Here is a 21,285-nt window from a genome sequence, read left to right on the forward strand (position 1 = left end):
CGGGCCGCATGCCGAGCAAGCCGCCGCCGCGGGTGGCGAAGTCTGCCGGCGCGGGGTCGGGGGCAAACACGCCCTTGACCACCGAGCCTTTGGTCAGCAGCCCGATGGGCATGGTCAACGTGTGCGCCATCCAGCGCCGCAACCACGCCGGACGTACCGCCAGCGACAGGAACACCAGCGGCAACAGGCGCTGCGGATGGGTCAGCGGCGCCACCAGCACCAACCCGCCTACCGCCTCGGGATGGTCGAGGGCCAATGCCAGGGAAATCGCCCCGCCAAGGGAATGCCCCAGCACCAGCGGTTTATCCAGATCAAGGGTCTTGATAAAGGCGGCAATCTGCCGGGCCTGGCCTGGCAGATCAGCCGGGGTGCCCGTGTGGCGCGTGGAATAACCCGACCCCGGGCGATCCAGGGTAATCACCCGAAACTGCGCAGCCAACTGGCCGGACAAGGCATACGTCAGGTTGCGACTGCTGCCCATCAGCCCATGAATCATCACCAGCGGTGGGCCCTTGCCCTCTTCTACATAATGAAAGCGCTCGCCCTCCACCTCGACAAAGCGCCCGTTGCTCGGTACCGCCGCTTCGATGCGCCGGGTCATCCGCGCACTGAAAGCCCACAGCAATGCACTCGCACCCACTAACACAGCCGCAGCAATAACCCATTCGACAGCCATAGCTCGGTCCTCTGCTTCCCTGCGGCTGGCGACCCGACCGGAATTGATCAAGGCCTCAGCCATCGCCCACACCCTGGACTTGGACTTCGTGCATACCGTGCTCGTCCGTCGGACAAGTCGCACCTGTAGAACAAGGTCCTAGCGTAGGCGATATTTTCAGGTAGATTATTTAAAATCTTTTTTAAAATAATTAATTCATTTTTTCTTTGCAATGGTGTTCTATCTAAAACACACAACAAAAACAGGAGCACATGAGATGCCCATAGAGGACAGCCTATGAATGCCCACGACGATGCCATCGACATCGCCATCATCGGTTCCGGCTTTGCCGGCCTGTGCATGGCCATCAAGCTCAAGGAAGCCGGGCTCACCGACTTCCTGATTGCCGAGCAGGCCGACACCCTCGGCGGCACCTGGCGCGACAACCACTACCCCGGTTGCGCCTGCGACGTGCAATCCCACGTGTATTCGTTTTCCTTTGCGCCCAACCCGGAGTGGACGCGGCAGTTCGCGCCGCAAGCGGAGATCCGCGCCTACCTGGAGCAATGCGCCCGGCGTTATGAACTGGCGCCCTATATGCGTTTTGGCATGGGCCTCGAGCGTGCGGTGTTCGACGAGCAGCAACAACGCTGGCAGCTGCGCTTCAGCGGCGGCCGCCAGGTCAGTGCGCGGGTGCTGGTGTCGGGCATGGGCGGCCTGTCGCGCCCGGCGTTGCCCCTGATCCCGGGGATCGACAGCTTCAAGGGCAAGCGCTTCCACTCCCAGCAGTGGGACCACGACTATTCATTGAAAGGCAAACGCGTGGCCGTGATCGGCACCGGTGCCAGCGCCATTCAATTCGTGCCGCAGATTGCACCGCAGGTGGCCCACCTGGACCTGTTCCAGCGCACCCCGCCGTGGATCATGCCCAAGCCCGACCGAGCGATTTCATCCGCTGAACGCTGGCTGTTCAAGCACCTGCCGTTCACCCAACGCCTGGTACGCAGCGCGTTCTACTGGGCCCTGGAAGGCCGCGTCGTGGGCTTTGCCCTGCACCCACGGCTGATGAAAATGGTGCAGAAGATCGCCCAGCGCCACCTGCACAAACAGGTTGCGCGCCCTTCCCTGCGCAAAACCCTGACACCGGACTACACCATCGGCTGCAAGCGCGTGTTGATCTCCAACGATTACTACCCGGCACTGTCCCGCAGCAACGTCGAGGTGGTCACCGACACCGTGCTGCGCATCGAAGCCGACGGTGTGGTCACCGCCAACGGCATCAAGCACCCCGCCGATTGCCTGATCTTCGGCACCGGGTTCCAGGCCGCCGACCCACTGCCCCGCGATTGCATCATCGGCCGCGATGGCATCGACCTGATGGACACCTGGCACGACGGCGCCCACGCCTACAAGGGCACCACGGTGCCGGGTTATCCGAACCTGTTCCTGATCGTCGGGCCCAACACCGGCCTGGGGCACAACTCGATGATCCTGATGATCGAGGCCCAGGTCACTTACATCCTCGACGCCATCCAGCAGATGCAGCGCCATCGCATCGCCACGGTGGAGGTCAAGCCCGCCGTGGAACAGGCCTACAACCTGCGCGTGCAGGCCAGGCTGCAGCGCACGATCTGGAACACCGGCGGCTGCCAGAGCTGGTACCTCGACCCGCGCACCGGCAAGAACACCACCCTGTGGCCCGGTTCGACCTGGCGCTTCAAACAGGTCACCCGGCATTTTGCCCTCAAGGATTACGTGGCCAAGCTGCTGCCGATCCAGCCACCCCGCCCGGTCGCCGCGCCCCACAGCGCCGCCGAAAGGAGCTTGTCATGAAGTCATTCAACGGTCGCGTCGCGGCCATCACGGGCGCCGCTTCCGGCATGGGCCGCGCACTCGCCCTGGCCCTGGCGCGGGAAGGTTGCCACCTGGCACTGGCCGACAAGAACGGCCCGGGGTTGTTGCAGACCGTGGCAATCATCAAGGCCTCCACGCTGTCGCCGGTGATGATCACCACCCACACGGTGGACGTGTCCGACCGCGAGGCCGTGCAGGCCTGGGCCACCGACACCTTCGTGCAGCACGGCCAGGTCAACCTGATCTTCAACAATGCTGGCGTGGCGCTGTCGAGCACCGTGGAAGGCGTGGACTATGCCGATCTTGAGTGGATCGTCGGTATCAATTTCTGGGGCGTGGTCCACGGCACCAAGGCATTCCTGCCGTACTTGAAAGCCAGCGGCGACGGCCATGTGGTCAACACCTCCAGCGTGTTCGGCCTGTTTGCCCAACCCGGCATGAGCGGCTACAACGCCACCAAGTTTGCGGTGCGCGGCTTTACCGAGTCGCTGCGCCAGGAACTCGACCTGCAACGCTGCGGCGTGTCCGCAACCTGCGTGCACCCGGGCGGGATTCGTACCGATATCTGCCGCAGCAGCCGTATCGACGCGAACATGACCGGCTTTCTGATCCACAGCGAACAACAAGCCCGCGCCGACTTCGAAAAGCTGTTTATCACCGACGCCGACAAAGCCGCCAACGTGATCCTGCAAGGCGTGCGCCACAACAAGCGCCGCGTGCTGATCGGCCGTGACGCCTACTTTCTCGACCTGCTCGCCCGCTGCCTGCCGGCGGCCTATCAAGCGCTGGTGGTGCTGGCCAGCAAGCGCATGGCGCCAAAACCGCGCAGCCAGGTCTTGGAAACCCATGACGAGTCCCGTCTCTGAACAGGAGCACCTGCCATGTTGCCGATCCGTCGCGACCTCCACTTCACATTGCCCGCCGAACGTATCAAGGACTGGCATGAACAAGGGCCGTTCATCACGCATTTTTTCAATGCGCTGTCGCTGCTGTTTCCCCAGGGCGAGCTGTTTTTCATGGACAGCGTGCGCCACTACCGCGCGCGCATCATTGACCCCGAGCTGAAAAAACAGGTCCAGGGATTTATCGGCCAGGAAGCCATGCACAGCCGTGAACACGTGGCCTACAACGACTTGCTGCAAGCCGCGGGCCTGCCGGCGCACACCCTGGACCGGCGCCTGAAGTTCATCCTCGACTGGCAGAAAAAACACTTCCCGCCGTCATTCAACCTGGCCATCACCATTGCCCTTGAGCACTACACCGCGATGCTCGCGGAGATCCTGCTCAGCGACCCGTCGCGCTTTGGCGACTCACTCAAGGGTTATCAGCAGATGTGGTACTGGCACGCCCTTGAAGAAACCGAACACAAGGCCGTGGCCTTCGACGTGTGGAACCGCGTGATAAAGCCCGGGCCCAAGCGCTACTTGCTGCGTACGGGGACCATGCTCACCACCACGGTGTTCTTCTGGCTGGTGGTGTTCGATTTCCACCTGCGCCTGCTGATTGCCGACCGCAAGGCCGGCGGGCACTTGAAGGGCTTCTGGCGCATGCTGAAGTTTCTGTATGGGCCACGGGGTGTGTTCCCACGGATGTTTCGGCCCTGGCTGGATTACTTCCGGCCCGGTTTTCACCCCTGGGACCACGACAACCGCGCGCGCCTGGAACGCATCGACGGCTTGGTCGCAGACGTCGAACGCAGCTACCCCTCGACCTAAGCCTCGGCCAGCGCCGCACGTTCGCGCACAAACCCCTGCAACTGATCGCCCGGCAGCGCCTTGCTGAAATACCAGCCCTGGATAAACAGCTCGCTGCCGGTATTCAGGAAGGCCAACTGCTCGGCGGTCTCCACCCCTTCGACCACCACGCCGAGGTTCAGCGCCTCGCAGAAGCGCAGCATGCCCGTCAGCACCTGGGCGCCTTTGGGGTCGCATTGGGCGAGCACGAAACTGCGGTCGATCTTGATGAAATCCACCGGAAACTGGTGCAGGTAACTCAGCGCGGAAAACCCGGTGCCGAAGTCATCGATATACACCTTGGCGCCGATGGCCTGCAGTTTCTCGATGGTCTGGCGCGTGGCCTGGATATCGCTCACCAGCGCGTCTTCGGTGATTTCCACCGACACCTGGCCATGGGCCTGGGCCAGGATCTTCACCAGGCGATTGCCGTAGGCCGGGTCGGTCAAGGTGGCGCTGGAGATATTGATCGTCATCGGCAGCGCAAACCCCAACGCCTGCCAATGCTGGTACTGACGCACGGCCTCGGACGCCACCCACACATCCACATCCGGCATCAGCCGCGCCTGCGCCAGCCACTGCAAGAATTCCCAGGGCGAATGCACCGTGCCCTGGCTGTCACGCGCGCGCATCAGGGCTTCGCAGCCGGTACACAGGCCGGTCAGGGTGGACACTTGGGGTTGGTATTCGAGGTAGAACTCATAGTCGCTGATCTGCTGGATACGGCTCAGTTCACTGGCCTGGCGCGCAATCGCCTTGTGGGACGCCAGCACCGGGTCGGCCTCCAGCAGGCGGCCTTTTTCTTCGAGGCCGCGAAAGGTCATGTCCAGCGAGCGCAGGTACACCGTGCCGCCTTCGGCCGGTTGGCGATGGATCGCCCGTACATAGGGCGCGTAGATCAGCGTGCCGACGCCCAACAAGACCAGTTGCAGCACCACCGCCGCCATATCGCCGTGGGTGCTGAGGTAGGCGTTGAGCAGCACCGGCGAAGTGAATGGCACGCTGGCCACCGCCGGCGACACCCAACCCCATTGCACCACCGTCAACGCGGCCATCGTGTTAAACGCCGGCACCAGCAGAAACGGAATGAACAGGCGCGGGTTCAGGATGATGGGCAAGCCGAACAACAGCACTTCGCTGACGTTGAACAACGACAGCGGCACACTGGCAATCGCCAGCAAACGCATGGATTGGCTCTTGGAGAACAGCAGGATCGCCACCAGCAGACACAGGGCGCCGCCGGAACCGCCGATAAACGCAAAACTGCCCAACAGGCCGCTGTTGAGCGTGTACCTGATCGGCTCACCGGCAGCCAATGCCGCGGCGTTGAGCACCACGGCCTGGTCGAGCACGTCGAACAACGGCTGCATGGCGTACACGCCATGGATGCCAAAAAACCACAGCAGCGAATTCATCAAGGTCACGAACAGGCCGCTGCCGTAGGGCGAATCCAGCGCTTCGAGCACTTGCGGGCCCTGCAACTGCGCCACATAGGGAATCTGCAACAGCAGCGACAACACCACCACCAGGGCCAGCGCCGTCACGGCACCGGGCAGCACCATATTGATCGTGCCGCGCAAGTTGTGCCCCACCAGGTCCTCGTTGACCAGGCGCGTCCAGCGGTAACGGTGCAACCAGGCAATGGCCGGCACATTGAGCAAGGGCGAGGCAATCGCGATAAACAGCACAAACGTGGCCGACGCGCGTGGGTACTCACGCAGGATAAACGTGGCCACCACCACATGGGCCAGGCACAGGAACGCCACGGGCAGCTGGGGCAAGCGGTACTGGATCGCCAGCATGTAACCAATGGACGCCGCCACCAACAGCGGGATGACCGAGCTGATCTGGTTGTGCAGGCCGGCCAGGAAGCTCACCAACTGCGGGTCGAAACCCAATACCCGCGCGCCTTCGGACAAGATCAGAAACCCCGCCGACACCAGCAGGCACGGCAGGATCCACAACAGCCCTTCGCGAATCGCGCGCAACGACTCGGTACTGGCCAAGGCAGCCAGACGCTGGGTAAAAAACAGCTTGAACAGCGTTTGCGCCATGACCCATCCCTCTGTCCATCGCGGGGCGAAAATACCGGCTAACGCTACACGTCCTGATACAGGGAATGAAAGGCTTTTGCCGCGACGGCGCAAATTATTCAGTACTCATTTGAAGTCATGGCGGTTGTCGAACACCCCCGTTTGGCCCATCCTGCCGGTTAGCTGTTGCCACCACCGGCAATGTTTCCCTCGAATGGAGTCGAGCCCCGAGCCTTGCTCCCGTCGTCTCCCCGACATCAAGGCGCCTGCTGATGCTGCGATTCCTTCCCGTTATGACCGGCGTGTTCCTCAGCGCTGCCAGCCTGCTGACCCAGGCCGCCGACACCGCCTTCCCCGACGCCCAGGCCAGTGACCCGGCCCTGCTCAAGTGGATGGTCGGCGCACCGCCACCGGCCGACCGCACCCTGCGTTTTGAAGATGGCAGCTACTTTCGCTTCCCGGCGATGCGCTGGAGCGTGTCGAACTTTCGCCAACTGATGCCCACCGTCAACGTCTCGCGCGGGCTCGGCGCACCGTCGCCCCTGGCGCGCCAACTGGATGCCCGGATCGACAGCCTTGCCGTACTGCCGACCGGCGCCAGCCAAACCCTGAACTGGCGCCAGACCCTGGACGCCACCTACACCGACGGCATCCTTGTGCTGCACCGTGGCACGGTGGTGTACGAGCGCTATTTCGGCGTGCTCAAGGACGACGGCCAGCATGCGGCGATGTCCGTCACCAAATCGGTGGTCGGCACACTCGGCGCCATGCTGGTGGCTGACGGCACCCTCGATGCCAGCAAGAAGATCGTCGACTACGTACCGGAACTGGCCCACTCCGCCTTTGGCAGCGCGACCCTGCGCCAAGTGCTGGACATGACCACCGCGCTGGACTACAGCGAAGACTACGCCGACCCCAACGCCGAAGTCTGGGCCCACGCCCAGGCCGGCAACCCACTGCCCAAGCCCAAGGATTACAGCGGCCCGCGCAGCTATTTCGAGTTCCTGCAGACCGTGCGCCAACGCGGTGAACATGGCCAGGCCTTTGGCTACAAGACCGTCAACACCGACGTGCTCGGCTGGGTGATTGCCCGTGCCACCGGGCGCAATGTCGCGCAACTGCTCAGCGAACGCATCTGGAGCCGGTTGGGCAGCGAGCAGGATGCGTATTTCAGCGTGGATTCCATCGGCACGCCGTTCGCCGGTGGCGGTTTTAACGCCGGGCTGCGCGACCTCGGCCGGTTTGGCGAAATGCTGCGCAACAACGGCCGGTTCAACGGCCAGCAAGTCGTCCCCGAGGCCGTGGTCAGCGATATCCGCCAGGGCGGCGACAAGCGCGCATTTGCCAAGGCCGGCTATAGTCAGTTGCAGGGTTGGAGTTATCGCTCCATGTGGTGGGTCACCCATAACCCGGATGGCGCCTTCATGGCCCGTGGTGTGCACGGCCAGAGCCTCTACATCGACCCCAAGGCTGAAATGGTGATTGTGCGTTTCGCCTCCCACCCCATCGCGGGCAATGCCGCCAATGATGGGGTGACGTTGCCCGCGTATGCAGCCTTGGCGCAGTACTTGAGGACAACCCGGTAAACCTGGGCAGTACGATTAATTGGATTTTATGACCCGGCACAACTCCCACACCGCCTTCAACCCGTAGTATCCGCGTGGGCAACCGCCGTCAAGGAGATGAGGTTCAACATGCAAGACAAACCCTCAACGGGCGTACGCCCGCTGTTGCTCAATGTGTTGCTGTGGGTAGGTGGTGTTTCTGTGTTGTTGATGATCAAGGACGCCGTGGCGCAATTGACCGGGCCGCTGGGCGACAGCTCGATGGACCTGGTCACCGTGCTGATGGCTTACCTGCTGCTGTTTTTGCTTGAGCCGATACGCAACGCCATCCAGCGCCGCCTGCGCAAAAACGCCCGGCGCCGATATCGCAGCCGCGCTTGAAGCCTTTTCTATCTGGAGTGACCCATTGTCCCAACCTGGCGATAACCACCAGCGCGCGCTGGACCGTTTCCTGAACGAACACCCTGACGTCGTCACGCAACTCGACACCCTCAACCCCCTCGCCGCCCAGGCCAAGGGCGAAACCCTGGCGCAGTACCGCGCCGAACGCCTGCACGAAGCCTTCGAAGCCGAAGCTGAGCGGCTGGGCCTGTTTGCCTGGGAATTGACCCTCAAGCTGACGGCGGAATCGGCCGAAGCCTTCGAGACCCAGCGCCTGGAGGTGCATAAAGAGGTGGCGCAGATGGCAGGGTTGAGCTGGCCGGAGTATTGCCAATTGCATGATCTGACGCAGTGACTACGCCGCTACAGGTACCAGCGTCTTGAGTCGCGGGCCAGCGTTTCACGCAATTCGGCGACGCTGATGGCCCGGCGCTCCGGGTCCACGGCCAATGCGGTCTTGAGCGCAGGCCAGTATTGCCTGGGAAGTTTGCGCGGCTTAAGGGACTGCCGCTCGTCGGGGCGCCCGCCCTCAGCCAGTTCGTACAGCATGCAGGCTACGCCATAGAGATCTGCCGCCGGTGTCAGCGCACCACCGCCGAGCATTTCCGGGGCGGCATATGCGGGTGTCCACGCGTTGAAACGGCCACGGCTCAACTGCGGCAACCCCTCACCCTGGCCCAAACCAAAGTCGAACAAGCGGATGCCCGCCTCGCCCAGCAGCACATTGCCCGGTTTCAAGTCGCCGTGCAGCACGCCCTGCCCATGGGCGTACGCCAGCGCGTCGAGCACCTGCAGCGCCATCGGCTGCAACTGCGACCAGGGCAAGCCGCCAGGGCATTCCAGCAGCAACCGGTCCAAGGTCAGGCCCGTCAGCAGTTCCATGGTGAAAAAGGCCATCTGGCAAGCGCTATCGACCTCAAAGGTGAACGCCCGCACGATTCCCTCATGACGCAGGCTGCGGGTCACGGCAAATTCGCTGAACAACAGCACATGGGCGTCACTGGACCGGGCAAGGCCTTCGCCCACCACTTTCAACGCCACGCGCGAGCAGGGCTCGCCAAATTGCTCGTGCAGCAAGTCGCGGGCGCGATACACCACGCCCATGCCGCCGTGCCGAGCACCTGCTCAAGGTGATAACGCCCGGCAAGCAGGCCAGGGACGATCCTCGCCTCAGTCATGGCTGCACGACCACGGCCGTCAGGTCATCCCGTGCGGGGCCGCGCAACACCAGGGCAAACAAGTGCTCCACCATCTGCTGCGCCGTGCCCTGGCTCAAGGCACTGCCCAATTCCCGATGGCTGAGCGCCTGATACAGGCCATCGCTGCACAACAGGAATACATCGCCGGGGCGCGTGTCGAGTTCGAGCACCTCCAGGCTCAACGGCTCACGCCCACCGACCGCACGGGTCAACGCCCGGGCATCCGGATGGGCCTGTGCCTGCTCACGGCTCAACTGCTGCTCGGCCATCAGTCGCTCAAGCACTGAATGGTCTCGCGACAGCTGATACAGGCGGTGCGCGCGCCACAGGTAACAACGACTGTCTCCCGCCCACACACAGGCGGCGCGATGCCCCTCCAGCAGCAATGCCACCACCGTGCTGCCGATCGTAGCGTGCAGGCCTTCAAGGGCCAGGCGCCGATCCAGCCGATGCAGGCAGCGGCGCAACGCCTCGACCCGTTGGTCCAGCGGGCCTTGGTCGTGCAACGCAGCCAGGTTGGCAATCACCGCTTGGCTGGCGACATCGCCCGCGCGATGCCCACCCATCCCGTCCGCCACCACCCAGCAACCGCTCTGCGGGCGGTCCAGAAAGGCATCCTCATTGCGCGCGCGGACCTTGCCGCGCTGGGTGCGCCCGGCACTGTGCCAAGGCGCGGGCGTGGGGCTCATAACTGCTCCGGCAAACGGAACGTGCGCCAATTCCCCAACGGGAACGGGCTGGGCGTGCGTTGGCTGGTCAGCAGGAAGTTGGCACGCAAACCGGCCAGGTCGGCCTTGAGCAAGTGCCCGTCGCGACCACTGGCCGGCTCGCTCTGCAACAGATCAACCAGGCGAAACCACGACCAGGCACCAGTGTTTTTTTCCAGCCCCACTGGCCGCTCCGTGCCCCGTTCCAGCACCAGGCTGCTGCGACCGTTTTCGGCCTCATCAGGCCATTGGAACGCTATCGGCACGATGGGACCGTGGCGGTATTCCAACTGGCGCTCACCCATGCGCAACACAGCCCGGTTGACGGCCTGATCCAGGCTGTAGGGCGCCAAGGTAAACCGCACCCGCAGGTCGCCCCCGCCATCGGTGAAAAAACTGCGGCGGATAAGCTGGGCCTTGCTCAAGTGATCGAGCACCCCGCGTGTCATCGGCAGGCTGCGTCCGTCCAGGCTGCGCAAACGGTAACGCCCGCCCTCGCCGCTGACGAACGGCCGCAGATAACTGTCGTGAAAGCGCGCCATCACGCCGTGCGGCTTGAAGAACGCCTGGAAATCACTGAGGGCGACGTCGCTGGCAGCGTGGGCATTGAACGGGTAACGCTGACGGATCGCCTGGGCGTAAAGCCCATAGACCTCGCTTTGATAACGCTGATTGACGTACACGTAGGCCTCCTCCAGCAAATGCTGCCAGCTGTCATCGGCCATGCCGTCTAACAGGCCCGACAGTGGCAGCGGCAAACGTGCGGCGGCGTCGCGCAGTGTGCCCAACACGTCCGGCTGCCCTTCCATACGCCGTTTGACGCGCAGGAACGCAGCCTGCCCGGCCGCTCCGTCGCGGTTCAAGGCAACCAGTTGCAGGTGCAGTTCATCAAGCACGCCCAATGCCCGGGTCAGCTCCGTGCCGGGGTTCTGCTGCTCATCCAACAACTGGTGAAGCGCCTCAAAACGCCGCTGCAACGTGCGCCGGGGGGAGTCTTCAGCCATCGGTAACGGGGCGGCGAGCAGGGTGTTTTCCCGCACCTGCTGCAACAGCAGCACCAGGGGCGAACGGGCCGACGTCATGCTCGCCAGCCGTGTGGCGTCCTGCTTCAGGTCGTCGCTCGCCGCCCGTCGAAGCCGGCCCAGGGCGCGGCTCCAGACATCAGCGTACTCGCTGAAATAGCGCTGCTCCAACGCCAGCATCAATCGGCGCAACTCCAACGCGCCGAGGTCGGCGCTCTCGCCCAGCACCCAGTTGTCCTGCGCAATGGCATTCACCAACCGAGGCCCCTGTACATCGAAATCCTGCACGAAGCGCTTGGTGTAAAAGCCGGGAATGGGCGGATCGATGGCGACGAACGCCGGCCCCTCCGCCAGGTGCAGGGGTTCCAGGTCACGCGCCTGTTCACGCAGTACCCGGTAGACCACGTCGGCCAACGGTTCACCGCGCAACACCTGGCGTGCCTGGGCCACCCGTGCATCATTGAGCGGCGCCGCGAACGGCAACGCCAGCAGCCGCGCCAGGTGGGCATTCAGACGCTCCTGCACCGCGGCCGCACCGGCATAACGTGCGGACCAGGCTTGCGCCACACGTTCGGCCAGCCAGTTGTTCTCTCGCCGTTCGTGCAGCGTCAGCATCAGGTACGCACGCAGGGCGTCCAGCAACCGCTCGCGGTTTGCCAGGCTGCCCTGCACCTGTTCCTCCAGCAGCGCGACGACGGCCGGCAGCAACTGCTGGAGCAAGGCCTGCTCGTAGGCACTCGCCAACAGCGGCGCACTCAGGTCGCCCTGGTACAGGCCCGCGCGCTCCACCAGCCGGGCATCGCCCTTGGCCGGGAACACCTGGGTGGCGGCAAAGCGTCGGTCCAGCTGCGCCAGGACCATCAGGGTGCTGTCGGGCGCTGTCGCAACGGCTGCGGTCTCGTGTGCCAATTCAACCAGTTGCCCAAGACGCTGGTGATTGGCCGTGTAACTGTGCATCCACAAGGCCGCGCCCGCCCCCAGCAGCAACAACGCCGCCAGGCTCAACCCGGCCTGGCGCCAATGCAGGCGCTGGCGTTCCCTGCCATGCAGGCCGGCGAGGTCGGCTTCGGCAAGGATGACCTGGCGGAACAGCGCCGGCACACAGTGCGCCCGTACGTCGCCCGCCCCCGTCAGGTAAAAGCCGCGCACACCGTTGATACGCGGGGCACGATGGGCGCGGAACGCCGTCTCGATAAACACGCACAAACGCTCGCCCATCCGCGCCAGGTGTGACGGCAACTCCAGCATGCGCGCACGGCGCTCCACGTTGCGCTCCTGATGCAAACGTGTGATCAGCCCACCGCTCAAGCGTTGCAGCAGGGCCTCAAAGGCCTGGCGTACCACGTCTCTATCGTCCCCCGTCGTGCCAAGAGCCAACGACTCACCCCATACGCCTTGAGCCGCTTGCGCCTGGGATGAATCGACATACTCGGCAAACCCCGGCAAACGGTCCGCGTGGGTCAGCACCAGATAGATGGGCACATCCACATGCAACGCCTGCCGGATCTCCTGCAAACGGCCATGCACCTGGCGGGCATGCAGGTCCAGGTCGTGTTCGTGGCTGGCGAGCAAGGTCTGCACCGACAACGTCACCACCACGCCGGCCAGCGGGCTGGCCTTGCGCCGCGCCCTGAGCAAGCCCAGCAACGTCGCCCATCCCGCCGCGTCGGATGCACCGTCCGGTTGGGACAGGTAACGGCCGGGCGTGTCGATCAACACCGCCGTGTCGGCAAAATACCAGTCGCAGAACGCGCTGCGCCCGGCTGGCGTTGCACCACTGCAATCAAGGGGCGCTTGCAACCCATTCGCCATTAACAGGCTGGTTTTTCCGCTGCCCTCCTCGCCTATCAGCACATACCACGGCAGCTCATGGCGCCAGCGCTTGCGACGGTTGCCGTAGCGCGGTGTAGTCGCCAGGGCCTGCTCGGCGTCCTTGAAGCGGGCGCGCAAGTGCCGCCGCTCGTCTTCGAGTCGGCCTTTCTGTGCGTTCCGGGCCTGGCTTTCCGGCGTGCTCGACGCGACTGCACGACGCCCACCCAGCCAGACCATTGCCAGCCCCCAGAGCAGGAACACGCTGCTGATCGTCGATAAGCGTGCCGTCGCGCCCTGCCAAAAGCGATAGTCATCCACCGCCAGCAAGGGCCCGAAAAACCACACCAGGCCGGCACTCAACAGCACCAGCAGCAGGCTCCATACCCAAACCCGACGCAGCACCGTACCCGCGCCCTTGAAGAATGCGTTCATTCATTGCTCCCAGCGTTACAAGGGCGTCCGAGCCAGGGCCGACGCCAAAGGATGATAGGGTTCCAGCGCCTTCACGCGCTCGTTGCCCAGGACCCAGGCAAAGCCCGTGTACATGGCCAGCAGGCAGGCCAGCACACACACCGCCAGCCACGGTGTGGAAAGCAGGCGCATTCGCCGGTTGCGCCTGCGCAGCGCAGGTGCTGGCAGCGATGGCGGCGGGTCGCCGCGCACATGCCGGATCTGTCGATACAGGCCGTCGCGCACGGCTTCAAGCTGCACGACACCGCGCTCCACCACGCGGTATTTGCCTTCGAAGCCGATCGCCAGGCACAGGTACATCAGCTCCAGCATTGCCACATGCTTGATCGGATCGCGGGACAGTCGCTCCAGCAAGGTGAAAAACTTTTCGCCGCCCAAGGTTTCATGGTGAAAGCGGCTCAACAGGCTGATCTTCGACCAGTCACCGTGACTGTCCCACTGCGCCGTGACCACCGCCTCATCCAGCGCCGCACACAGCACGTAGCGTGCCGTGTTGACCTCGGCGTTTTCCACGCCGTCATGCAAGGCGCAGTGCTCGAACTGCGTGATCGCCGACACCAGGCGCTCGTTCAGGGCGCCCAGGCTTTCGCGACCGACACGGCCCTTGAGCCGAGCGGCCTCGGCCAGCAATGGCCACGCCGCCGCCACCAACGTATTGAGCCCCACGTTGAAGCGATGCGCGCCCGGCAAGCACGCGGCGTAGATCATCCGGTCTGCCAACTGTTCGAAACGCGGTGGCGATGGGTGATCCGTCATTGCCCGCTGAGCCGGCCCATAACCCTCACGGTCAAGCAAGACGGTTTTTTCATCGGGCGGGTATTCGGTATCCATGGTCATGGTATTCAATTCCTGATGGCCCAGAAGTTCAGCTGCAGCTCGGCAAACGCGCCGCTGACATGGAAGGCAAAGCCGCCCGATTGCTCCAGTTGCGCGACGTCACGGGCATTGAGTTCGAGCAAGAAATAGGTTTTATCGGCATGGAAGGGGATCTGCCGTGGTGCCACCGGCAGCGGCTTGAGCCGGATACCCGGCAGATGCAGGTTGACCAGCTCGCGGATCCGCTCCACCGCACCGACCTTGAGGTGGGCCGGCAGGCGGGTACGCAAGGTTTCGCTGTCGCACTGGGCACTCGCGGCGAGGATGAACGTGGCAACGCCGAGCAATTTCAGCTGGCCGACCGGGCACACCAACACGCCGTACTGTCGCGCCTGCAAGGGCAACTCGATGGCCTGCTGCTCGAGCACCATCGACAGCAGGCCGCGAATAGCCTCCATCAACCCATGAAAGCTCGCACGCTGATCGCTGTGCTGGTAGTGCAGGTGCAGATGGCAACGCTTGCTGTCATCGGCGAAGGTCGATAGCTCGCCGAGGATGGCCAACAGCTCGCGGTACAAGGTCTCCGGGCGTAGCTGGGACTGGCGGGCGTAATGGCGCAGGACAGGTTCGGTGCGGTTGATCAACTGCAGCATGAGGAAATCACCGATCTGCGTCCCCGGGGCGCCGCCGTTGCCACGGATTCGCGTGGCCAGCGCCTCGCCACGGCTGGCCAGCAGGCTGATCACTTCGGTCAGGCACGATGCCAGGTAACCGTGTTGCTGGAGGTAGATGAAGGTCGGGCTGAAGTCCGAATCCAGGGTCACGCCCCCTTCGCTGGTGCACGCCATCACCTGGGCGACCTGGAGTGTGACCAGCGTCTGGTCACTGAGTTGATCCCCGGCGACCAGGCGCAGGTCCGGACGGGCGCAATCGAGCCGACAGTGGGACTCACTGCCGGCGTTGGAATCCGGTGCCAGCATTTCACAGCTGACATAGCGCGCCAGCACATCGACCTGCTCCGGCCGCCGGGTTTCGACCTGTGTGCCACTGGCCAATGGCAATGCCAGGTAGATTCCTTGCTTGTCGGTGTTGGCCGCGACATGCACGACCAGCGGTGGCGTCCCGGCGCCCAGCTCGAACAGGCTGCCATCCGGCAGCACGCCACTGGCCTGGCTGACCACGATCTTGCCCAGGTGCAGGTACTGCAAATCCATCGCCAGGCTCAGGAAGCCCCAGGCATCCGGGACCAGCAAGCGGGTCCGACTGAGCTGCTGCTGGTAGTGGCGATCGTTGTGTTGCAGGTGCTGAGGCCGCAAGAGCATGCCTTCCTGCCAGACGACTTTATGAACCAGCATCTCAACCCTCCCCCACGCCGACTTGGCGCACACCCGTCTCGTCCAGCACCAGCTCGGCCTGCCTACGCCGCTGCGGGGTGACGGGCACCACCCAGCGCCATTGCACGTGCGGCAGGTCTCGATAGGCAGCCAGCACCCCCACATAGCGGCTGTGTGGCTCGACGCTGAGCTTGAGCAGCCGCCGTTCTCCCGGGCGCAGTTCCAGCTCTTCAGCGCTCACCCAATCCTTGGCCAGCACCTGTTCTGCGCGCTCGTAAAGGCTGAAAAAGTCGCTGTTTTCAAAGGCCACCGGATGCCGCAGTTCGATCAGGTGCACCACCACCGGCGAGGGACGGCCATGCAGGTCCGGGTTGAGCCGCTCGCCGGCGGCCAGTGTCAGGTCCAGCTTGGTCAGCGATGAAAACGGCGACAAGGCGCTGCAACCGGCCAGCAGCATTGCCAGCAGGCTCGCCATGGAAGTTCGATACATGGACGTCATCCTGGGTAGCCCGCGTGCAACGTCGCGATCAGGCGTACCTGATCGCTGTACGCGGCGAGAAAATCACGACCAAGCGCCGGCTCTGCCGACGACTCGTCGTCAATCAACTGCTGGTAATAACGGCGATACGCGCGCCAATGCGCGCCATCCCGCCAGAGCCCTGGACGCTTGCCCTGGCGCACAAAACTGCGTTGCAGCTGATCCGGCGCAAACGCCTGCCGTGCGCTGCGCACGGTAGCCCGGCACCCTGCCAGCATCGCCACTTGATGGGCTTGCAGGTCGCGGAACGCCCGGGTCACGGCGTGCTGCGCGGGCAGCTCGCCCACGGCGCCCGCGCCCAATAACGCGTGCAGGTCCTGCAGGGCACTGTGCCCTTGGACAGGGTTGTCGAGCGGCGCCAGGTTCAACTCGCCTTTCAGTGCGTCTTGGGTGCGCAGGCACTGTTGCAGCTCATCGAGGGTGTGCTTGAGCAGGCTCGCGACCTTGATCGCCAATGCCTCGCGACGCGGGGTGTCGAGCGTCTGCACAGGAATACCCAGCGTCTCGGCGAAGTGCGCCCAGAACGCATCGTTGCTCTGCGCCGCCGTTGCAACTGGCAGCGGCGCAGCGGCTTCGTCCGCCGGCGCGGTGAGGGTCGGCGTCAACAGGTGGTCCCATTGCGGCGTACCGCGCTCCGTGCAGGGTTGCGGCATGTCGTCAGCCCTCCACTCCTCCTCGCTCAACGGCAGCGGGGCCGGCGCCAGAAACCTATCGTCGGGAATCGGCACGCGCTCGGCCAGGCGCTGCATCGGCGCCAGCAACCGCGCGCGTATCGCCAGTGGCCCCAATTCGAAGACGTTGCCGTCGTGGATCGGCCACGGCTGCCCCCGGCGCAAGCGCTCGGCACTGCCCGCCACACCGATACCGTTACTGCTGATATCGGTGAGGAAATAGCCACCGTCCCGGTAGCTGACCAGGCCATGGTGGCTGGACAGCACGCGACTGGTGTCGGGAAGCACCCAATCGCAACCACTGCCCCGCCCGATCACCCCCCCGACGCCGTCAAACAGCTTGTGGGCCAAGGGGTCGGCTTGGCCGCTGCTGCACACCTCTAACTTCAACTGCATGGATGAACGCTCCTTGTCACTGACCACGACGGCTCGCCTGTGGATCGCCCAATGGGCGGTAATCACCGTCATCAAAGACGTAATTGGCGCTACAGCCGCCCAGTAAAAAAACGACAAGCACCATGGCTCGCCACCGACGATCAGGCATTGGGTCTCTCCCTTAAAGGTTTCATTGGGCATCGCCAAGAGGAATATTCAGGCGGGCAAGGCGATACAGCAGCGTGCGCCGGGCGACGCCCAGCTCACGCGCAGTGCGCGTGCGGTTGCCACGGTTCTTGTGCAGGCAATCGATCAGGAATACCCGCTCCACCCGCTCCAGGCGCTGACGCAGCGTGGCGTCGACAACCGCCACCGGCGAGTCGGGCTCCAGGGAAAGGTGCGCCGGCAGGATCACGCCGTCGTCACTCAGCAACACCGCACGCTCTACCAGGCACTTGAGCTCGCGCACGTTGCCTGGAAAGCCGTGGCTCGACAGTTGATCAATCGCGGCGCCTGACCAGGCCACCGGCGCCTTGCCCAGCATCGAGCAGGCGTTGTCGGCGAAGTGCCGGGCCAGCAACAGCACGTCGCCGTCCCGTGCTCGCAAGGCGGGCAGTTCGATGGGGAACTGCGCCAGGCGGTAGTACAGGTCTTCGCGAAAACTGCCCAAGGCCACCATGGCCGCAAGGTCACGATGGGTGGCAGCGATGATGCGCACATCGACCTTGTGCGCACTGCTGGCCCCCAGCGGGCGCACCTCGCCCTCCTGCAACACCCGCAGCAGCTTGGCTTGCAGGGACAGCGGCATGTCGCCGATCTCATCGAGCAGCAACGTACCGCCGTGCGCCGCGTCAAACAGCCCGGCGTGGTTGCGGTCGGCGCCGGTGAACGCACCTTTGCGATAGCCAAACAACTCGCTTTCCAGCAGCCCTTCCGGGCACGCGGCGCAGTTTTGCACGACGAATGCCTGGGCCCTGCGCGGGCCGCTGGCGTGAATGGCGCGCGCCACCACTTCCTTGCCGGTGCCGGTTTCACCGCGCAGCAAGACGGTGTAAGGGGTATGCAGGACCTTGCCGATCAAGCGGCAGGTGTCTGCCATGGCTGCGCTGTGACCGATCAGGCCATAGGTGCCGAGCGTTGGCGCACTCACCTCATGCAGCACGCCTGCCTGCACCGGCTGCATACGCCGCAACAGCGCCCGTTGATTCAAGGTAAAGCTGCCCAGCTGCGCCAGCGATGTCGTATAGCCAGCCAGCGCTGCGGTGTGTTGGCTGGCGCACAGCAACACACCGATGATTGCCTGGCGCGAGTTCCGCAGCGGCACGCAGGCCAAGGCGCGCCACGGCGCCGACGCAACGGGCAGGAATGCGCGGTCATAGACACTGCTGTGCACATCGTCGAGGCACAGGACGATGCGCTGGTTCACCACACACTGCAGCAGTTGCTCGTGCTGGAAGTCCCTGTCGCCCACCGGCAGTGCGTCACGTGAGTGCTGGGCAACCAGCGCCAGCCGGCCGTTCGCTTCATCCCGCCAATACAATTGGCTGAGTTCACACTCGCTCAGCTGTGCGGCCGCGGCCACGCACAGGTTCGGCAAACGGCTTTCGTCGTGTTCAAGCCCCAGGCGGCTGATCCAGCCCAGCAGGGTTTCGGCGTAGGCCAGGGGTTGCGGCAGTTGGCTGAATAACGTCTGCGTCATTGGCTGAACTCACAGACCGGCGCGCCGTTTGCGTCCAGCCGTGCGTGGACGTTAGCCAGGCATTCGCCAGCCGACATCGCGGCCAGCAACTGGTCCGCCATTTGCGCCAGCAAGTGGCTCTCGATCCATTGGTCGATGTAGCGGGCGCCGCTGTCGGTATGCAGGCAGCGCTCAGCCATGTGCGCAACCAGTTCGTCGGTGTAGGTGAACGCCAGTTTGCGTTGCTGCAAACGCTGGCCCAGGCGCCCAAGTTTGAGGCGAGCGACGTCACGCAGCGCGTCACCGACAATCGGGTAGTACGGCACTACCCGCATGCGCGCGAGCAACGCTGGCTTGAAGTGCGCCCGCAGCACCGGCTGGATCGCCGCTTGCAGTGCCTCGATGGCGGGCCGTCGGCCGTCGGCGCACAGTGCGCCGATGTGCTCGCTGGCCAGGTTGGACGTCATCAGGATCAGCGTATTGCGAAAGTCGATCGCCCGGCCCTCGCCGTCATTGGCGCGACCCTTGTCGAAGACCTGGTAAAACAGGTTCAACACCTCCGGGTCGGCCTTCTCGACCTCATCGAGCAGGATCACCGAATACGGGCGCTGGCGCACCGCCTCCGTCAGCACGCCGCCTTCGCCGTAGCCCACATAGCCAGGCGGCGCACCGATCAAGCGCGACAGCGAGTGCTTCTCCTGATACTCGGACATGTTGAGGGTGGTCACAAAACGCTCGCCGCCATACAACAGGTCCGCCAGGGCCAATGCGGTTTCGGTCTTGCCCACGCCGCTGGGACCGACCAACAGGAACACGCCCACCGGCGCGTCGGCGTTGTTCAGCCCCGCCGCGACCGCCCGCAGGCTGCGGTCGAGGGCCTGCACGGCGTGTTCCTGGCCGAGGATGCGTGCGCGCAAGGCGCCGGCGAAAGCCATGACTGTTGCACTGTGTGCCAGGGTGATCTGTTCCACCGGGATGCCGGTCCAGGCGCTGACAACTTCAGCGATCAGGCGCGGACAGACTTCGGCGTTGATCGCCGGCTGCTGGTCCGGCGGCAACGCCGCACACGCCTGTTCGATAGCCTCCACGCGCTGGTTGACGCCGTGCAAGGCCGTCTCGTCGACAGGATGCCCGGCATCGGCGTCCCGGTTCAACGCCAGCTGTTCACGCAAGGCGTCTGCGCGCTCGGCGTGCAACTGCTGCACTGCCTCGGCTGGCATCGCCCGCTGTGTCCGCAGCCTGGCGCAGGCGGTATCCAGCACATCCACGGCCTTGTCCGGCAACAGGCGGCCCGCCAGATAACGCGCGCTCATGTGCGCAGCGGCGACCACCGCGTCGTCACGCACGTACACACCATGGCTGGCCTCATACGCTGGCACCAGCCCGCGCAGGATCGACACGGCCTCGCTGATGCTCGGTTCATTGACCAGTACCGGCTGAAAACGCCGGGACAAGGCGGGGTCTTTCTCGATGTGGCGTTTGTATTCCGACCAGGTAGTGGCCGCGATGGTCCGCAGCTCACCCCGTGCCAATGCCGGCTTGAGCAGATTGGCCGCATCGCTGCCACCTGCAGGACCTGCCGCGCCCACCAGGGTATGCGCTTCATCGACAAACAGGATCACCGCCTGTGGCGACGCGTGGACCTCGTCAATCACACCCTTGAGGCGCCGTTCAAATTCACCCTGCAGGCTCGCACCGGCTTGCAGCAAGCCCATGTCCAGGCTCAACAGGCGCACCGCCTTGAGCGGGGCCGGCACCTGCGCGGCGACCACCCGCAAGGCCAGCCCTTCGACAACGGCAGTCTTGCCCACGCCGGCCTCGCCGACCAGGATCGGGTTGTTTTTGCGCCGACGCATCAGGATATCGATCAACTGACGGATTTCCCCATCGCGGCACAGCACCGGGTCGATCCGCCCATCACGGGCCTGTTGTGTCAGGTCATGGGTAAACCGTTGCAGCATCGACCCCGCCACCGCGTGCCCGCTGGCAGGCGCCTGGCTCAGGATAAAGTCGCGCACGCGCGTCACATCCAGGCGGGCCAGGCAGCGCTGATAGGCGTTGCCCGCATGCTCCAGCGGATGGCCCAACAGCGCCAGCAGCAGCGCGCCGTGATCGACCTCGGGATGCCCCAGTTCGACATGGGCGACCATCGACGCTTGCTGCAACCAGCGCACCAGCGGTTGGGCGAACACGGGATTGCGCGTCGCATGCCCCTCGCGCTTGGGTTGCAGCACGGCATGCAGTTCACTCGCCGGCACCCCGACGTCCATCAGGGCCTTGTCCAGCAAACCGCCGGGGCACTCCAACAGCTCCAGCAGCAGATCCTCCACCAACACTTCCCGGCCACCGCGGTTGACACAACGCTCGGCGGCGCGCTCCAGGTCGCCGCGCGTGCGGGCGGTCAAGGTCTGGATCAGTTGTTGCAAATCGATATTCATCAT

17 protein-coding genes and 1 pseudogene are annotated in these 21,285 nt (G+C 64.3%); 6 read left to right on the forward strand and 12 right to left on the reverse strand.

Translation table 11 applies throughout. The features are described from left to right. Window positions 1-676, reverse strand: a 676-nt coding sequence (locus tag B348_RS0115560) for an alpha/beta fold hydrolase (RefSeq protein ID WP_017736995.1), incomplete at its 3' end; no start/stop codon positions are given. A gap of 276 nt (window positions 677-952) precedes the next feature. Here B348_RS0115560 and B348_RS0115565 point away from each other — a divergent pair. Genes B348_RS0115565 through B348_RS0115575 form a run of 3 tightly spaced genes read left to right on the forward strand, consistent with a single transcriptional unit; the run spans window position 953 to window position 4,224 of the window. Next, window positions 953-2,488: an NAD(P)/FAD-dependent oxidoreductase gene (locus tag B348_RS0115565; RefSeq protein ID WP_017736996.1), complete on the forward strand. Its 1,536-nt coding sequence runs from the start codon at window positions 953-955 to the stop codon at window positions 2,486-2,488. Beyond that, on the forward strand, window positions 2,485-3,375 hold the full coding sequence (locus tag B348_RS0115570) for an SDR family oxidoreductase (RefSeq protein WP_017736997.1): 891 nt from the start codon (window positions 2,485-2,487) through the stop codon (window positions 3,373-3,375). Before B348_RS0115565 ends, B348_RS0115570 begins: the two co-directional genes overlap by 4 nt. A 15-nt stretch (window positions 3,376-3,390) precedes the next feature. Beyond that, the gene (locus B348_RS0115575; protein WP_017736998.1) at window positions 3,391-4,224 is read left to right on the forward strand and encodes a metal-dependent hydrolase; all 834 of its coding nucleotides are present in this window, start codon (window positions 3,391-3,393) and stop codon (window positions 4,222-4,224) included. Here B348_RS0115575 and B348_RS0115580 read toward each other — a convergent pair. Beyond that, window positions 4,221-6,296, reverse strand: coding sequence for an EAL domain-containing protein (locus B348_RS0115580; protein ID WP_017736999.1), 2,076 nt, complete (start codon window positions 6,294-6,296; stop codon window positions 4,221-4,223). The genes B348_RS0115575 and B348_RS0115580 overlap by 4 nt on opposite strands. A 251-nt stretch (window positions 6,297-6,547) precedes the next feature. Between B348_RS0115580 and B348_RS0115585 the strand changes: the two genes are divergently transcribed. From B348_RS0115585 to B348_RS0115595, 3 genes are all read left to right on the forward strand, one after another. Continuing rightward, window positions 6,548-7,861 (forward strand): serine hydrolase, encoded by a 1,314-nt coding sequence (locus B348_RS0115585; RefSeq protein ID WP_026136815.1) that lies wholly within the window; start codon window positions 6,548-6,550, stop codon window positions 7,859-7,861. A gap of 108 nt (window positions 7,862-7,969) precedes the next feature. Further along, window positions 7,970-8,221 carry a hypothetical protein gene (locus B348_RS0115590; protein WP_017737001.1) on the forward strand — a complete coding sequence of 84 codons (252 nt, stop codon included), beginning with the start codon at window positions 7,970-7,972 and terminating at the stop codon, window positions 8,219-8,221. 25 nt (window positions 8,222-8,246) lie between these two features. Further along, entirely contained in the window at window positions 8,247-8,576 is a 330-nt protein-coding gene (locus B348_RS0115595) for a DUF6388 family protein (protein ID WP_017737002.1), read from the forward strand. 8 nt (window positions 8,577-8,584) lie between these two features. Here the strand turns inward: B348_RS0115595 and B348_RS0115600 are convergent. The 10 genes and pseudogenes from B348_RS0115600 to B348_RS0115640 all read right to left on the reverse strand — a co-directional run bounded on the left by B348_RS0115600 (window position 8,585) and on the right by B348_RS0115640 (window position 21,285). Next, a pseudogene (locus tag B348_RS0115600) lies at window positions 8,585-9,399 on the reverse strand (serine/threonine-protein kinase). After that, window positions 9,396-10,109, reverse strand: a complete 714-nt coding sequence (locus B348_RS0115605; protein ID WP_017737004.1) for a PP2C family serine/threonine-protein phosphatase — start codon at window positions 10,107-10,109, stop codon at window positions 9,396-9,398. Before B348_RS0115605 ends, B348_RS0115600 begins: the two are co-directional and overlap by 4 nt. After that, complete coding sequence (locus B348_RS0115610; protein ID WP_017737005.1) at window positions 10,106-13,393, reverse strand: ImcF-related family protein; 3,288 nt, start codon at window positions 13,391-13,393, stop codon at window positions 10,106-10,108. The genes B348_RS0115605 and B348_RS0115610 overlap by 4 nt, the downstream gene beginning before the upstream one ends. Window positions 13,394-13,408: 15 nt before the next feature. Then, complete coding sequence (gene icmH, locus B348_RS0115615) at window positions 13,409-14,269, reverse strand: type IVB secretion system protein IcmH/DotU (RefSeq protein WP_017737006.1); 861 nt, start codon at window positions 14,267-14,269, stop codon at window positions 13,409-13,411. 5 nt (window positions 14,270-14,274) lie between these two features. Continuing rightward, window positions 14,275-15,603 (reverse strand): type VI secretion system baseplate subunit TssK, encoded by a 1,329-nt coding sequence (tssK, locus tag B348_RS0115620; RefSeq protein WP_017737007.1) that lies wholly within the window; start codon window positions 15,601-15,603, stop codon window positions 14,275-14,277. Between the two features lies 1 nt (window position 15,604). Next, on the reverse strand, window positions 15,605-16,072 hold the full coding sequence (tssJ, locus tag B348_RS0115625) for a type VI secretion system lipoprotein TssJ (protein WP_026136816.1): 468 nt from the start codon (window positions 16,070-16,072) through the stop codon (window positions 15,605-15,607). A 5-nt stretch (window positions 16,073-16,077) separates the two neighbouring features. Beyond that, window positions 16,078-17,187, reverse strand: a complete 1,110-nt coding sequence (gene tagH, locus B348_RS0115630) for a type VI secretion system-associated FHA domain protein TagH (RefSeq protein WP_017737009.1) — start codon at window positions 17,185-17,187, stop codon at window positions 16,078-16,080. A gap of 16 nt (window positions 17,188-17,203) precedes the next feature. Further along, window positions 17,204-17,335 carry a type VI secretion protein gene (locus tag B348_RS1000000131975; protein ID WP_081609241.1) on the reverse strand — a complete coding sequence of 44 codons (132 nt, stop codon included), beginning with the start codon at window positions 17,333-17,335 and terminating at the stop codon, window positions 17,204-17,206. A 21-nt stretch (window positions 17,336-17,356) separates the two neighbouring features. Next, the gene (locus B348_RS0115635) at window positions 17,357-18,865 is read right to left on the reverse strand and encodes a sigma-54-dependent Fis family transcriptional regulator (protein ID WP_017737010.1); all 1,509 of its coding nucleotides are present in this window, start codon (window positions 18,863-18,865) and stop codon (window positions 17,357-17,359) included. Beyond that, window positions 18,862-21,285, reverse strand: a complete 2,424-nt coding sequence (locus B348_RS0115640; protein ID WP_017737011.1) for an AAA family ATPase — start codon at window positions 21,283-21,285, stop codon at window positions 18,862-18,864. Before B348_RS0115640 ends, B348_RS0115635 begins: the two co-directional genes overlap by 4 nt.

Origin of the sequence: Pseudomonas sp. CBZ-4 (assembly GCF_000346755.1) — a bacterium.
Classification (GTDB): domain Bacteria; phylum Pseudomonadota; class Gammaproteobacteria; order Pseudomonadales; family Pseudomonadaceae; genus Aquipseudomonas.